Origin of the sequence: Streptomyces cadmiisoli (assembly GCF_003261055.1) — a bacterium.
GTDB lineage: Bacteria > Actinomycetota > Actinomycetes > Streptomycetales > Streptomycetaceae > Streptomyces > Streptomyces cadmiisoli.
Genome location: NZ_CP030074.1, coordinates 139693 through 154329, shown reverse-complemented (window position 1 = coordinate 154329; position 14637 = coordinate 139693). Strand labels below are relative to the sequence as shown.

The following is a 14637-nucleotide window of genomic DNA, read 5'->3' as shown; positions in this document are numbered from 1 at the left end:
CTACCCGGTCGTGGTGGGCGGCCGTGTCCCGACCGCTTCGCGCTCGGTCCCGCCCTTGACGTCGAGATCGCAGCTGCCGGACGCCGCGGAGTCGTACGTTCCCGTCATCCGCACCAGAGCGCGGCCGTCGTCGTCCACGGCGTAGGCGATCGTGCAGATCAGCTGACGCAGTGCGGTGTCGTCGAGTTCGTCCAGCGCGACGGGCACCCGGGCCAAAGCCTCGGTTTCCGACACGGGTTTGACCCCCACGGACTCCCCGCCGGTGGCACGGGGCAGTGACGTGCTGAGCCCGGCCGCGGTCTCGTCGGCACCCTTGGGACCGGCGAGCAGCGCCATGATCGCCTTCTCCGCGAACCGGGGCGGAACCTCGTTCTGCGCGAGATCCGCCGCGGATCCCTGGAAGTTGGGCCGCGACACCGGGCTCAGCCCGCCGTCCGGGGACCGGAAGAAGAGCAGCATCGCGGCACGCCGGTCCCGTGGCATCTCGATCGTGGCCGGACCGCCCGCTTCCACGACACCGGTCCGCTGGATACCGCACCCGGCGAGCAGCAGCGCGACCGGCAGCGCGGCGGCGATGCGCCGGCAGCTCGCGCGCGTGCCTCTCATCCGACGTGGCCTTCCGTGTGCAGCGGCAGTTCGACGGTGAAGAGGGCACCGCCACCGGGCAGGTTCCCCGCGTGGATCGTCCCGCCGTGCAGCCGTACGTTCTCCAGTGTGATCGCCAGCCCGAGGCCGCTGCCCGCGGAACGGGTGCGGGCGGCGTCCGCCTTGAAGAAGCGGTCGAAGATGTGCGGCAGGGCCTCGGGGCTGATGCCGGGGCCGCTGTCGGCGACCTCGGTGATCAGCACGGGGCTGCCGTCGGAGCGCACGCCGGTGCGCTGCCGTACGGTGACGGGCGCCCCGCCGTGGTGCAGCGCGTTGCCGACGAGATTGGCGATCACGATGTCGAAGCGACGCGGATCGAGCAGCGCCCGTAGGCCCTCGGGCAGTTCGGTGCGGAACCGGTCGTCGGTCCAGTGCCGGGCCTGAAGGGTCTTGCGGACGGCCTCCGCCGGATCGACCTCGTCGGTGTTCAGCTCGGCCGCGCGCGCGTCGAAGCGGGAGATCTCCATGAGGTCCTCGACGAGCACGGCGAGCTTGCCGGTCTCGGTGCTGACCAGCCGTACCGCCCGCGCGGTGTCGGGATCGAGCTGTTCCGCGCTCTCGTCGAGGACTTCCGTGACCGCCAGCATCCCGGCCAGCGGGGTGCGCAGTTCGTGGGAGACGTCGGCGGCGAAACGGCGGGCCCGGGCCTCGGCCTGGCGCAACTCGCGCACGGTGTGCTCGAGTTCGCTCGCGGAGTCGTTGAAGGTGTGGGCGAGTTCGGCGAGTTCGTCGTTTCCCTGCGGCCGGATGCGGGTGTCGAGCCGGCCGCTGCCCATGCTGCGGGCGGCCCGCCGCAGCTCGCGCACCGGGCGCAGGACACTGCGGGCGGTGAGCAGCGCGGGGACGAGGGCGATGGCGAGGCCGGGCAGGGCGCCGTTGCGGGCCGCGACGAGGAGCGCGTCGACGTTGGTCTGCTCGTCGGTCATCGGCATGACGGCGTAGACCACGAGCCGGGTGGGCAGCACCGTGTCCGGGCCTGCCGCGAAGACGGTGGGCATGGCGATCGTCAGATAGGGCTCGCCGTCCTTGACGACCCGCTGGAAGGTGCCGTGGGGGTCGGCGCCGGCGGCGCGGCGCAGTTCGGGGGTGATCACGGTGGAGACGGGGTTCGCGCCCGACGAGGCCCGCACCGCGCCGTACTCCGCGAAGACCACCCAGGGGCGCGGCTTGCCCTTGGCGGCGATCTCGCGCAACCGCTCCTGGAGGGTGACGGCCTCCACGGGCAGCGAGAAGGCGGTCTGCTGGACCTGGTCGCGGAACGACGAGACGGCTGTGTCCTGGGTCGTCTTGAGCAGGGCGTTGCGGGCCTCGCGGTAGGTCAGCGCGGCGGTGGTGACGGCGGTGACGGCGGCGATCAGCAGAAACGCCAGCACGAGCCGGGTACGCAGCCCGAACGTCAGGGTCCGGGCCCGGCGCAGCGCCCGCCCGAGGCTCGCGCGGCGCACGGCCGGTGCGGGGTCGTCGCCCGCCGGGGAGCCGTCGGCCGTGCGGGCGCCGTGCGCGGGGCCGGCCTCGGAACGGGACAGGGTGATCACAGCGGTCCGAAGCGGTAGCCGAAACCCCGCAGGGTCTGGATGTAGCGCGGCGGCTGCGACTCGTCCTCGATCTTGGTGCGGAGCCGTCTGACGCACGCGTCGACCAGCCGCGCGTCGGCGTGGAAGCTGTGCTCCCACACGTGCTCCAGCAGTTGTTGTCTGCTGAACACCTGCTCGGGGGCGGCGGACAGGTGCAGCAGCAGTTTCAGTTCGGAGGGCGCGAGCGCCAGGCGGTGCCCGGACCTGGTCACCGTCAGTCCCGCCCGGTCGATGGCGAGGTCGCCGTGCACCTCGACGGCCGGGCGGCCCTGGCCGGGGTCGTCGATACGGCGCAGCACAGCGCGGATCCGGGCCTCGATCACCTCGGTACGGGCCGGCTTGACGATGTAGTCGTCGGCCCCGGCCTCCAGTCCCACCACCACGTCGAAGTCGTCGCCGCGGGCCGTGAGCATGATGATCGGGAGCTGGCTGTTCTCCCGCACCTGCCGGCAGACCTGGACGCCGTTCATCCCGGGCAGCATCAGGTCCAGCAGGAGCAGATCGGGGTGGAACTCGCGCAGCGCGACGAGTCCGGCCTCCCCCGTCGCGGCGGAGCGCACGTCGTGGCCGCGGCGGCGCAGGCCGAGCTCGACCCCTTCGCGTACGGACGGGTCGTCCTCCACCAGGAGCACTCGGGGCATCAGGTACCTCCCTCGGTCGGGGTCAGCTCCGGGCCAGTCGCCGGCGGGCGCCGGTGAGCAGGGCCTGGACTTCGGTGAGCCGCAGCGGGCGGGCGAGCAGGGCGAAGGTGAGCACGATGACGGCCGCTCCGGCGGCCAGCGCGGCGACGGCCCCGGCCGGAGCGGCGCCGCGGGCGGCCAGCTGACCGAGTGCGGTGGCCGGCAGCGCGGCGAGCAGCAGCCGTACATGGGCGCCGGCCGCGGACGACCGCAGCGGCCGGGCCACGGCCAGCCGCCGCCCCAGCACCCGGCCGGTCACCGCCCAACCCGCCCACAGGGCCAGGGAGTACGCCGCCGCCATGCCGGTCACGGCCCACCGGTTCGGCAGCAGCATGCAGGCGGCCACGGACAGACCCGCGTTCAGGCAGACGACCACCAGGTTGAGCAGGAAGGGGGTGCGGGTGTCGAACAGCGCGTAGAAGGCGCGCGAGAGCACGTACTGGCCGGACAGGGCGACGAGTCCCGGCGCGAAGGCCATCAGGATCCCGGCCATGGCCGCCGTGTCCGCGGCGCCGGTCCTGCCGTAGCCGAAGACGACGGACATCAGCGGCTGGGCGAGGGCGAACAGCATGCAGGCGGCAGGTACGACGGCGGCGGCACTGTTGCGCAGCGCGGCGGAGACGTCGCGCCGGACGGCCGCGGTGTCCTCGTCGGCGGCGGCCGCGCTCATCCGTGGCATCAGCGCGGTGACCAGGGAGACCGTGATGATGCCGTGCGGGACGACCCACAGGAGGTAGGCGTTGTTGTACGCGCTGAATCCGGGACCGCCCGCCAGGCCCGCGGTCGTGGCGAGCCGGGTGGTGACCCAGTAGGCCGCCTGGTTGGCGAGGACCAGCAGCACCAGCCAGCCCGCCGAACGCAGCGGGCGGGTCAGTCCGCTGCCGCGCCAGTCGAAGCGGGGCCGCCAGCGGAAGCGCACCGCGCGCAGGACGGGGACGAGGGCCAGCGCCTGGACGGCGATACCGGCGGTGGTGCCCCAGCCGAGCAGCGCGGTCTCCCCGGCGGTGAGCGGATCCCCGGCGCCCAGGGCGAGGAACAGGCCGAAGACGGCGATGACCACGACGTTGTTGAGGACGGGGGTCCACATCATCGCGCCGAACCGGCCACGCGCGTTGAGCACTTGGCCGAGCAGCGTGAACAGCCCGAGGAAGAAGATCTGCGGCAGGCAGAAGCGGGCGAACGCGACCGTCATGGCGGCCTGGTCGCCGCTGTAGTCGGTGTACGCGTCGACGATCACGGGTGCCGCCCACACGGCGCCTGCGGTGAGGGCGAGCAGGGCGACGACGCAGACGGTGAGCAGCCGGTCCGTGTACGCCGCGCCGCCGTCGTCGTGTTCCTTGGCGGCCTTGACCAGTTCGGGCACGAAGACGGCGTTGAGCGCGCCGCCGAGGAGCAGGACGTAGACGATCGTGGGCAGGGAGTTGCCGACCGCGTAGCCGTCGGCGGTCAGGCCGATACCGAGTGCCGCGGCGACCACGGCGGACCGGGCGAACCCGGTGACGCGGGACACCAGCGACCCGGCGGCCATGACCGCGCTGCTGCGCAGCGCCGACGGCGGCTCAGCCGTCCCTTCGGTGTCCGCGGCCTCGGCCCGCGGATCGGGCACGGCACGTCCCGCGCCCGGTGTCACCGTCGTCATCGGCGGGCCAGATACGCCTGGAAGGCGCGGTACAGCGTGTGATTGGCGGTGCCACCCAAGGGTCTCTCCCACTCCCCCAGCGTCTCGACGACCTGTCCGCCGGTGCCGAGCTTCCACCGCAGCAGTCCGTACGCACGTTCGTCGGGGTCGAGTGTGGAGGGTACCCCGCGCATGTCGTACTCGTCGGCCCCGAGCGCGTGGGCGTCCAGCAGCATCCGCCACTGCAGGGCGTTGGAGGGCCGCACCTCACGGCGGTGGTCGGCGGAGGCGCCCGTCTGGTACCAGACCCGTCGGCCCACCGTGATCATCGTGTGGGCGGCGAGGACCTCACCGTGGTGACGGGCGAGATACAGCTTCATCCGGCCCGGCTCCTCGGCGTTGAGGGCCGCGTACTGGCGCTCGTAGTACGCCTGCGACCGCCCGAGCCGGAAGCCGTCGCGCTCCTCGGTGATCCGCAGCAGCCGGTGGAACTCGGGCAGGTCGGCGGCGCTGCCCAGCACCACCTCCACGCCTTCCTTCCCGGCGCGGCGGACATTGCGCCGCCACTCCTGGTTGAGTCCGGCCCACAGGTCGTCCCTGTCGCGTCCGGTGAGCGGTATGCGGAAGACATGGCGCGGCTGGGCGTCGCCGTCCTGGCCGGGGCCGTCGCCGCCGCACCGGTGCCAGCCGCGGGCGCGCAGCCGTTCGGCGACCGCCGTGCCCAGCGGGTCGACCTCGGCGGCGAGGACGTCACCCAGACTCCGGCCGGGGCCGGTGCGGGACTTCAGGAGGGCCGCGTCCCAGCGCCGGTACGGCGGGGTCGGGCCGATGCGCACCGCGAAGGCGCCCTCGGCGCGCAGACGCTCCAGCAGCGGCGTGAGCCAGCCGTCGAGGTCCGGGTCCGCCCAGTCGACGACGGGCCCCTCCGGGAGGTAGGCGAAGTACTTGCGCGTGCCGGGGAACTGGCGGAGCAGGACCAGTGCGACGCCGTTCAGCCCACCGGCTTCCGGGTCCGGTCCCCAGCCGAGCAGCAGGGCCCGCCAGCCCTCCTTGACGGCCGCCCAGGACGGGCACTGTAGGAATCCGGCACCGAGCGCGGTGCCGGCGGGGGAGGCGAGGAACGCGCGGTAGGTCCCGGCGGGGAGGGACGTCAGCCGGACATCCGGATTCCGGGCCGGGTGACCGCGGCCGGGCGGCACGAGCAGCGCTGACACGGTGTGGGCCTCTCTGTTCCTCCCCGTCCTGTCGCGGGGGTGCCGAGATGCTCACAGCCGCCTGTGACCGGGCCGCGCGGCGTATGTGACCGGACCATGACCGTTTCCCACCAGTCGCTGTCACATCGCCGTCGCGGCGCTCACCTGGGATTTTCCGACTCTAGGGTCACGGCAGCCGCCCTGTCCGGGCCGCTGTCCCACCCACGGAGGTCCTGTTGCAGCGCATACGTGTACCTGCCCTTGCCCGCTCGGGCCTGCGGGCTGCCGGCGCCGCCGCCCTGCTGGCACCGCTCGCCGCCTGCTCCGGCGGCACCACTCCCCCACCGGCCGACGGCGGGGTGGCGGACGACCGGCCCGCCGTCGTGTCCGTGGCCCCGGAGGGACGGCGGGTCACGGCCGGCGAACCGGTCGAGGTCACCGCCGAGCGGGGCAGCCTCACCTCGGTCACGGTCACCGACGCCGAAGGAGGCAGACTCGACGGCCGGTTCTCGGCCGACCGCACGTCCTGGATCTCGAACCGCAAAACGGTGCCCGGCGCGGCCTATCGGGTCACGGCCGCGACCCGGAGCAAGGGCGGCACCGCCGGCACGAGGCGGGCCTCCTTCACCACGGCGGAGGCCGACAAGGTCAACAAGGTGGACTGGCGGCCCGGCACCGGCACCACCGTCGGAATCGCCCAGCCGATCTCGCTCGTCTTCGACCACCCCGTCGAGAACCGTGCCGAGGTGGAGAAGCAGCTCGAGGTCACCACGTCGAACGGCACCGAGGGCTCCTGGGGCTGGATGCGCGACTGGTCGGGCAAGGACCGGGTGGACTGGCGGCCCAGGACGTACTGGAAGCCCGGCACCAGGGTCACCCTGAAGGCAGAGCTGAACGGCACCGATTCCGGGCCGGACGGCGGCTGGTTCGTCCGCGACTACTCGACCGACTTCACCATCGGCGACCGCCAGGTCGTACGGGTCGACCTCGACGAACACGAGCTGACGCTGGTGCGCGACGGCAGCACCGTCCGGCGGATCCCGGTCTCCGGGGGCACACCCGGCGGCGACAAACGCTCCTGGCGGGGCACCACGGTGCTGATGGCGAAGGAGGGCACGATCAACATGAACTCCGAGACCGTCGGCCTCGGTGACGCCTACAACAAGATGGTCGACTGGTCGATGCGACTGACCTGGTCCGGAACGTATGCGCACGCCGCGCCGTGGAACGCCCGGTATCTCGGCAACGCCAACCGCAGTTCGGGCTGCATCGGGATGAGCGACGCCGACGCGCGATGGCTCTACGGGCAGGTGCGGCCCGGCGACCCGTTCGAGATCGAGGGCGAGGACACCAAGGGCACGGTCGCGCCGAACAACGGCTTCGGCGAGTGGAACCTGTCCTGGGACGCGTGGCAGCGCAGGAGCGCCCTGCGCTGAGCCGCGGGCGGCACAGGTGCTGTGGGGAAGGTTTGGCCCGCTCGGGGGAGCACGGGCCAAACCCACATCCACGGTGCCATACGGGACGGTCCGTCCCGCACCCCCGGGGACGGGCGCGGAGCCGGCACGACGGCGGGGATTGCTTTCGCGGAGATCGCCGGACGAAGGATTTCCGGCGCGGACAAGGTGGCGGAGCGGGAAAATCAGCGGAATCCCTCAGGCACCGCACCCACCGCCACCGGTGCGAAGTGCTCACCGAAGGTTTGCGGTTGACCCGCTTCCCTCACCGGCCTTCACCGGTCTCCGCCATCGGCGACCGCGGGCGTGCCGTTCAGAGCGGCAGCGTTATCCCCAGTTGCTGCATCGCGGTGGAGGGTGGCCCGCCCTCGGACCGCTCCGTCTTGTAGCCCTTCACGCGCGGCTCCAGGGTGCGCGGGTCGACGGCTTCGGCCGGAGCGCTCTTGGCGTAGAGGCCGTCCGGCTCGGTGTCGCGATCGTGGGGCAGCAGCCAGAAGACCCGACGGCGGAACGTCCCCGAGGTACGTGAGGGTTTGGCGGTGGGCCCGAGCAGGGCGTAACCCACCATACGGCCGTCGCGGTGGTACGCAGGCCTGCCCTTGCGAGTCGGGAGCCTGTCCAGACTCTGGCGCACGTAATCCAGGTCGGCGATGTCTTCCAGCCATACGAACTCGGTTTCGTGGCTGACCTCGTCCTCGGTGATCAGGGAGCTCATGCGTCCCTTTCCTGGTCGGTGAGCAGTCCGATGCCCGGGTAGTGCTTGCGCTGGTTGGACAGGATCATCTCCTTGGGCGAGGCCAGCCCCACGAGTTCACGGGTCCGGGCCGCGAACGCCCGTGAGGACATGACCGGCGCCCCTTCATTCTGGCACCACGACTTGTATGCGGCGTAGAGCGCCGTCTGCTCCGCTCGAAGATCCGGGTCCAGAATGCAGCACTCCTCGTAGAAACGGCCGGTGTGATCCTCGGTCTCCGCGTAGGCCGTGGTGGCGATACGGACGCACTCGGGACCGGTGAGGTCGCGGTCGCCGGCGAGGTAGTGCCGTGCACCGGCGATGAGCCAGCCCAGGATCCCGGGCCCTTCCTCGGTGACGAGGATGTCGGCCAGGTTGTCGATCTTCAGATGGTCGGGGACGACGCGCTCGAACGGGATCAGCCGCATACGGCGCCAGAAGGCGAAGCCTCCGGTGCCGACCTCGGGCCGGTGGTTGCCCAGCAGCCACAGTTTGTGGGTCGGCTCGAAGCTGAAGAAGTCCTGCCGCATACGGCGGGCCTTGATACGGTCGCCGCCTGTCAGCAGCTTGACGCGGGCCTCGTCGAACTTGTCGCCCGGCTTGACCTCGGAGCAGACGATGACTCGGCGGCCGTGCAGCTCCGCGAGGTCCGTGGGGTGGCCCTCGTAGGGACGGGCCATCAGGAAGCCGGGCGGGGCGGCGTCGGCGTAGTCGCCCAGCAACTTCATCAGGACGTCGAGCAGAACGGACTTGCCGTTCTTGCCGGAGCCGAAGAGGAACGGGAGGATCTGGCCACCGACGTCGCCTGTCACGGAGTATCCGAGCAGCAGTTGCAGGTAGTCGATCATCTCCCGGCCTTCGGTGCCCTCGCCGAAGGTGTCGCTGAGGAACCTCTCCCACCGGGGCGTGGGCAGGTGCTGGGGGCCCACGGTGGTGGAGCGGGAGTGGAAGTCCTTGTTCGGGTCGGGGACCTTCAGCAGACCGGTCCGCAGGTCCACGATGCCCGCCGGCGTGCACAGCGCGTACGGGTCCGCGTCCAGTAGGGCGGCGTTCAGGACCATTCCGGGGGCGGACTTCGCCTGGGAGAGCATGGCGTTGATGCCGGTGGTGGACAGGGCCCGCTGGCGGTGCCGCTGGAGCGCGGTGGTGGTGTAGACGCCTCGCGGATCGTGGGTGGCGATGTTCTCCGCGAGGTCACCGGCGGCCCACAGGACCGTGTCGTCCTCGTCGATCTGCCAGCGGGTGGTGTCCCACCGGTACCAGCCGATACCGGGGACGTGCCGGTAGTCGTTGGCGTAGAGCCTGACGAACAGCTTGGCGTTGCCGCGGTCGGACAGCGTGTCGGGCAGCAGCCCGTCCGCCGTCGCCTCACCGGCCGCGGCCCGGTCCGTGTCGGACTTCGCCGGACGCGGCACGGCGGCGGGCCCCTGAGCCCGGATCTGGGCGGCGACCGCCTCGGGGTCGAACTCGAAGAGGGTCTCGGGCCTGGGCGACGTCATGCGCGCCCCCCGTTGTCGTGGAGGGGGCGCTTGAGGCCGGCGGCGAGGCCGCTGCGGATGATCTGCTCGATACGCCGCTCCTGTCCGGGACGGGCCACGGTCGCGGCCTCCTTCAGGGCCTGTTCCGCCTCTTCCCGGGGCAGGCGGCCGGCTGCGATCAGCCCGCCGAGCGTGTAGGCGGCACGGTTGAGCGCGTCGGAGAACCCCGCGCCCTCACTCACCTGCCCGCACACTTCGACGGGAGCCAGTACCGAGGCCAGCACGGGGCGCACCCGGTCGCGGCCGCCGCCGGCGGCGAGCACGGCCTGCCGGGCACGGGGCGGGACCGGCCTGGGCCCGGGGAGGTTGGGGGCGGGCAGATGACCGGTGCGCTCCAGCTCCTGCGCCAGCCAGAGGGGAAGCGCAGCGGGCTCACGGGCATCACCGATCGGTGTGTAGGTGCCCTGCCGGGTGGTGGTGCCCGGGGCGATGATGTAGCTGCCGTGGGCTCGGATGTCGACCTGCCAGGCCAGCGCACGGCCCGCACTGGAGCCGACGGAGGACTGCCAGGGTCGGCCGTCGCCGACCCGGTACCAGACATGCAGGCCCCCGGAGGGGGTTCGGACGCGCAAGGTGGTCTCGTCGGCGGCGGGGCTGGGCCGGCCGCGGAGTGCGGCCAGGATGGCGAGGGTGTGGAAGCCGTTGGCCAGTCCGGTGAGGTCGATGTGGTCGGCGATGGGGATGCCGGGCAGGAGCCGGTCCCGGATGGGCGGCTCTGCGGCGTGAGCATCCACGTCGAGCACGATCAGCCCGGCCGGACCGCAGGAGACCCCGATACCGAACTCCGGGTGTGTCCCCCACCATTGCTGGATGCGATCCTGATCGAGGGTCGCAGCGTGGAACCCGTGGCACCAGCGGCCGGCAGGCAGGCAGGCGCAGTCGGCCGGCGGGTGCGGGTTCTCCCGGCAGTCGGGGCAGTTGCCTGCGGGGGTCTTGCGGCCCGCGGAGAGGGGATGCACGGGCCAGCCACGGCGCGTACACCAGCGCGCGGTGGCGAGTGACAGCTCAGCGACTGAAGGACCAGGGGCGGGCTGCCCTGAGTCGCTGCGGGGAAACCGCAGTTCAACAGGCATCTGCACCCCCTATCAGCGACCGAAGCGACTCAACGACGGACACAGACTAGCGAACGTGGCTGGTGAGGTAGTGGAGCACATGCGAAGTTGCGTTGCCGCCGTGTCGATGATGCGACGGTCGGAAGGCTCTCGAGCGACCGAACGAGCCTGTCAGCGACCGAGGGGCTTTTGGTCGCTGCTCAGGCACGCGGACAAAACCGCAGGTCAAACAGGTAGCCATACCTGGAACAGCGACTGAAGCGACTCAAGCTTCCTATATATAACGCACACGCGCGCACATGAATGTCTTCATATACCCGGAACTTCAGTCGCTTCGGTCGCTGATTCTGTTCCATAGGCCTCTGACCTGCGGTTTTATCCCCCCTGGGGGCAGCGACTGAACAGTCGCTGAGTCGCTGAACCTTCAGTCGCTGCCCCAGAACCGCCGTATTTCCGCCAGCGACTGAAGCGACCCGAGCGACTGAAGCGACCAAGAATGAGACACGGGGTGGAGCGGTACCGAAGTGCGCTGCCGGGGCGCGCCCGCGGCGGGGCTCCCGGCATGGCTTCAGGGTTGAACCTCCGGACTTACGCCCCGATTCAGGCTGGATCGCCCGCCAGGTCGAGCGCCTGCAAACTCCTGACCGAGAACCACCCTATGGGAAGCCAGGCTTGTTCTCGACAGCGACCGAAGCGACTGAAGCGACTCAAGGCCTGGCATCGGGACGGAGACGATCCCCGCCGACTGCGCCCGCACCTGTCCCCTATATATAGCGAGGTACTTTTGGAGGCCCCTCCCCCGCCAGTTCCTGGGCCGCGCACGGTCTCCGCTGGGCTGATCCGCTCGACATGAGCCCCTGGCCGGGCGCGCCGGATCCAGCGACTGAAGCGACCGAAGCGACTCAAGCGCGATGCCAGGGTTCGAATCCAGCGACCGAAGTGCGCAACCGAGGCCTGGATCCAGCGACCGAAGCGACTGAAGCGACTGGGTCTCGAACATCACCGAGCGATCCTGAACGCCGCCCGGGTGTCGATGATGCCCTACCGGCCGGCACACCGATGAGCGCGGAATCCGGGGAGAGCATGCCCGGGCCGGGCATGCCCGGTGAGGTCTCCCCCACGTGTGTGGCCTCCCTGTGTACCGGGTCGGTCCTCCTCCCCCGGCCGCGCCATGGTGATTACGCCGTAATCACCCAGCAGCAAAGGCGGACCGGTGCTGGGTGACGGGATCTGCTGGTGGGGTCCTGCGCGACAGCACACGACGCCAGCACAAGGACGCCACTTGCGCGGACCTCGGTGGGATCACCCACGGCCTGCCCGCCGTAGGGCAGGCCGCATCGCTCTCGTCTCTCGGCGGGCTGCTGAGTGATTACGCCGTAATCACTACCGACACAGCTATCGGCAGCCGCCGCCCTGGCGATGCTCGGACCGGCCCAGGCTCGGACCGGCCCAGAACCGCTACGCGGACCCCTCCGCCTGGGCCCGTCTCCATCAACGACTCGGGGTGCATCTGCCATTCGACTACCAGGTTCTTGTCGACGCCTATGCACCGGTTCAGCTCAACGGTCATCTGCATCTTCGCCACCCGGCGACCGAGTGGTGGAATCTGGCGCTCCATGCCTGATGGCCGAAGACAGGCAGGCGGATGGTCGCGGTACACCATGAGCTTCGCCGAATGGCTCTACCGCTACCTGATCGGCGGGGACCTGGCCGGCCCCAAGAGCTCCGCCTACTACCCAGGTCCGGTGAAACTGCAGCACCTTCCGATGTCAGTCGATGAACGCCCCGAGCCTCGGTACGGCCCAGACCCCGGCATCTGATGCGCCGACCTCGGCGGCAGGAATCAGGGGTGGAGCCGTTGCAGGTCCGTCAGTCAGCCGGAGGCGGATCCCTGTACCGCCTGTTCCCACAGGTCCAGGCCCGCGCGGAGGAGTTCTCTCATGGCTTCCGTCTCCTCGTCCGTCCAGGCTCCCCGGCTGACGTCGGCTGCTAGAGGGTCGCCGCTGAAGACCTTTTCGTAGGCGTTGTCGTGGACCGATCCTGGTGCGGGAAGCGGTGAGCCGGTCTTCAAGCTGCGGGACAGATCGTCGAAGAAGTTCCACGCGTCCAGCAGCAGCCCGGCGGACACGGGGCCACGGTGAGGGTGCTCGGCCCACCGTCGGACAGCATCGAGATCGAGAGCGGCGGCCTCTTCCATGACGAGCTCCCAGCCGTTGTGAGCGCAGTAGTCCTGGAGCGTCTTGAGGTCGTGGAACGCAAGGAGCCGACCACTGTCGTCCACGAGGAGTTCATCGGGTGCGTCCTCCTCTCCCGGCCGCCAGATCAGGATCAGCTCCCCGCTTCTGCTCGAGATGCGGTAGGGGTAGTAGTCAGTCATGCGCAGTCTCCCGTGGTGCGGCGGCGACATCCGCCGCCGCAGTCAGCCTGCCTGTAATGATCGCCGTGTGGTCACTTCAGGACGGCGTGGCGGCGTGGTGATGTCGAGTGCGGAGCTGCCCCGCGAGTGCCAGACCCCGGCGAAAGTGATTACGCCGTAATCACTACGCGCCGAGACGACGCCCCCCGAGGGGCCTGCACGTGATCGACGCCGACGGCATCGACGTCTTCCTCGGCCTGGATGTGGGCAAGGGCGAACACCACGCCACGGCCGTCACCCGGCCGGGAAGAAGGCGTTCGACAAACGCCTGCCCAATATCGAACCCAAGCTCCGCGAACTGTTCGCCCAACTCCAGGCCAAGCACGGGACCGTTCTGGTCGTGGTCGACCAGCCGGCCTCGATCGGGGCCCTGCCGCTGACGGTCGCGAGGGACATGGGTTGCCCGGTCGCCTATCTGCCGGGGCTGACGATGCGGCGGATCGCCGACCTCTATCCGGGCGAGGCGAAGACGGATGCGGAGGACGCGATCATCATCGCCGACGCCGCCCGGGCCCTGCCGCACCCGCTGCGGGCGATCGACGGCGTGGACGAGACGATCGCCGAGCTGGAGATGATCGTGGGGTTCGACGACGACCTGGCCGGCGAGACGACCCGGGTCGCGAACCGGTCGCACGGCCTGCTGACGCAGATCCATCCGTCGCTGGAGCGGGTGCTGGGGCCGCGGTTGCAGCACCCGGCCGTCCTCACGTTGCTGGAACGGTTCGGGTCACCGGCTCAGATCCGCCAGACCGGCAGACGGCGCCTGGTCACTCTGCTGCGGCCGAAGGCACCGTGATGGCCGACCGGCTGGTCGAAGAGATCTTCGCCGCGTTGGACGAGCAGACTGTGACGGTCCCGGGCACCGAGGCGGCCGCGCTGATCGCCGCGAGCCTGGCCGCCTCGCTGGCGGCGGTGCTCGACCAGCGAAAACTCCTGGCGGGACGGATCGAGGAACTGCTGGAGGCTCACCCTCTTTCGGTCCTGACGTCCATGCCGGGAGTCGGTGTCAGAACCGGGGCCAGGATCCTGATCGAGGTCGGCGACGGCAGCACCTTCCCGACCTCCGGCCACTTCGCCGCCGACGCCGGACTCGCCCCGGCGACCCCGCGTCCCGGGCCTACTACGACAAGAAGATCGCCCAGGGCAAGCACCGCACCCAGGCCCTGCTCTGCCTCGCCCGACGACGAGCCGACGTCCTCTTCGCCATGCTCCGCGACGCAACCTTCTACGAATCCCGGCCCGCCACCTCAGGCTGATCCTCATCGCGCGCACCGCACACCGGGCAGTCCCATTCGTCGAGACAGTCGATCACAACTGGGTGACTACAGAAGACGCACGGACGCATGCCCTCATCGGCTGATTCCTGCACGCGCGCTTCATCACTCATGGCCGGCAGAGTGCCAGACGGACTCCCGCCCGGCACCCACCACCTTGACCAAACACATAGGGGCACCCCCGGGCCGGCTGCCAGGCGGGCGGAACGTGAACAGCCACAGCAGCGGTACCTCCTGGCGGGGCGGCAAGTGATTACGCCGTAATCACCCTGGCACGGCGGACCATAAAACCCCTGGTCAGCGGCCCTCGGTTCAGGTCCCAGCGGACTCCCCCGCACTCATCTAATCGGTTATCAACCTCGATTCACAGTCTGTGAATCGAGGTTGAGCGGGCAGAATCTGTCGTATGGCTCGTCGCACCGGTAAGGCACCCGCTCCCACAAAACCCCTCGTCAAGCCG

11 protein-coding genes and 1 pseudogene are annotated in these 14637 nt (G+C 70.5%); 3 read left to right on the top strand and 9 right to left on the bottom strand.

From position 1 onward, the window contains the following. Genes DN051_RS41565 through DN051_RS41545 form a run of 5 tightly spaced genes read right to left on the bottom strand, consistent with a single transcriptional unit; the run spans position 1 to position 5731 of the window. Complete coding sequence (locus DN051_RS41565; protein WP_112443004.1) at positions 1–606, bottom strand: hypothetical protein; 606 nt, start codon at positions 604–606, stop codon at positions 1–3. Beyond that, complete coding sequence (locus tag DN051_RS41560; RefSeq protein ID WP_420709164.1) at positions 603–2180, bottom strand: ATP-binding protein; 1578 nt, start codon at positions 2178–2180, stop codon at positions 603–605. The genes DN051_RS41565 and DN051_RS41560 overlap by 4 nt, the downstream gene beginning before the upstream one ends. Beyond that, a complete protein-coding gene (locus DN051_RS41555; RefSeq protein WP_112443003.1) occupies positions 2177–2860 on the bottom strand; it encodes a response regulator transcription factor in 684 nt (227 codons plus the stop codon). The genes DN051_RS41560 and DN051_RS41555 overlap by 4 nt, the downstream gene beginning before the upstream one ends. Positions 2861–2882: 22 nt before the next feature. Continuing rightward, positions 2883–4538: a murein biosynthesis integral membrane protein MurJ gene (murJ, locus tag DN051_RS41550; RefSeq protein WP_112443002.1), complete on the bottom strand. Its 1656-nt coding sequence runs from the start codon at positions 4536–4538 to the stop codon at positions 2883–2885. Then, on the bottom strand, positions 4535–5731 hold the full coding sequence (locus DN051_RS41545) for a lipid II:glycine glycyltransferase FemX (RefSeq protein WP_112443001.1): 1197 nt from the start codon (positions 5729–5731) through the stop codon (positions 4535–4537). Before DN051_RS41545 ends, murJ begins: the two co-directional genes overlap by 4 nt. A gap of 215 nt (positions 5732–5946) precedes the next feature. Between DN051_RS41545 and DN051_RS41540 the strand changes: the two genes are divergently transcribed. Beyond that, entirely contained in the window at positions 5947–7146 is a 1200-nt protein-coding gene (locus tag DN051_RS41540; RefSeq protein WP_112443000.1) for a L,D-transpeptidase, read from the top strand. Positions 7147–7477: 331 nt separating this feature from the next. Here the strand turns inward: DN051_RS41540 and DN051_RS41535 are convergent, their stop codons facing one another. Genes DN051_RS41535 through DN051_RS41525 form a run of 3 tightly spaced genes read right to left on the bottom strand, consistent with a single transcriptional unit; the run spans position 7478 to position 10508 of the window. Beyond that, complete coding sequence (locus tag DN051_RS41535) at positions 7478–7879, bottom strand: DUF6009 family protein (RefSeq protein ID WP_112442999.1); 402 nt, start codon at positions 7877–7879, stop codon at positions 7478–7480. Continuing rightward, positions 7876–9396, bottom strand: coding sequence for a DNA primase family protein (locus DN051_RS41530; protein WP_053758789.1), 1521 nt, complete (start codon positions 9394–9396; stop codon positions 7876–7878). Before DN051_RS41530 ends, DN051_RS41535 begins: the two co-directional genes overlap by 4 nt. After that, entirely contained in the window at positions 9393–10508 is a 1116-nt protein-coding gene (locus tag DN051_RS41525; RefSeq protein WP_112443367.1) for a bifunctional DNA primase/polymerase, read from the bottom strand. The genes DN051_RS41530 and DN051_RS41525 overlap by 4 nt, the downstream gene beginning before the upstream one ends. Before the next feature lie 1640 nt (positions 10509–12148). Here DN051_RS41525 and DN051_RS41520 point away from each other — a divergent pair. Beyond that, positions 12149–12307 carry a hypothetical protein gene (locus DN051_RS41520; RefSeq protein WP_234388773.1) on the top strand — a complete coding sequence of 53 codons (159 nt, stop codon included), beginning with the start codon at positions 12149–12151 and terminating at the stop codon, positions 12305–12307. A gap of 53 nt (positions 12308–12360) precedes the next feature. Here DN051_RS41520 and DN051_RS41515 read toward each other — a convergent pair whose 3' ends face one another. Beyond that, positions 12361–12864 carry a hypothetical protein gene (locus tag DN051_RS41515; RefSeq protein ID WP_112442998.1) on the bottom strand — a complete coding sequence of 168 codons (504 nt, stop codon included), beginning with the start codon at positions 12862–12864 and terminating at the stop codon, positions 12361–12363. Positions 12865–13064: 200 nt separating this feature from the next. On the opposite strand from DN051_RS41515, the pseudogene DN051_RS41510 reads away from it, so the two are divergent. After that, positions 13065–14159, top strand: a pseudogene (locus DN051_RS41510) (IS110 family RNA-guided transposase). Positions 14160–14637: the final 478 nt, after the last annotated feature.

Excerpts from the sequence above, each read along its gene's own strand:
- DN051_RS41515 (WP_112442998.1), bottom strand. The coding sequence starts at position 12,864 with ATGACTGACTACTACCCCTACCGCATCTCGAGCAGAAGCGGGGAGCTG.
- murJ (WP_112443002.1), bottom strand. The coding sequence starts at position 4,538 with ATGACGACGGTGACACCGGGCGCGGGACGTGCCGTGCCCGATCCGCGG.
- DN051_RS41530 (WP_053758789.1), bottom strand. The coding sequence starts at position 9,396 with ATGACGTCGCCCAGGCCCGAGACCCTCTTCGAGTTCGACCCCGAGGCG.
- DN051_RS41525 (WP_112443367.1), bottom strand. The coding sequence starts at position 10,508 with ATGCCTGTTGAACTGCGGTTTCCCCGCAGCGACTCAGGGCAGCCCGCC.
- DN051_RS41565 (WP_112443004.1), bottom strand. The coding sequence starts at position 606 with ATGAGAGGCACGCGCGCGAGCTGCCGGCGCATCGCCGCCGCGCTGCCG.
- DN051_RS41555 (WP_112443003.1), bottom strand. The coding sequence starts at position 2,860 with ATGCCCCGAGTGCTCCTGGTGGAGGACGACCCGTCCGTACGCGAAGGG.
- DN051_RS41520 (WP_234388773.1), top strand. The coding sequence starts at position 12,149 with ATGAGCTTCGCCGAATGGCTCTACCGCTACCTGATCGGCGGGGACCTG.
- DN051_RS41535 (WP_112442999.1), bottom strand. The coding sequence starts at position 7,879 with ATGAGCTCCCTGATCACCGAGGACGAGGTCAGCCACGAAACCGAGTTC.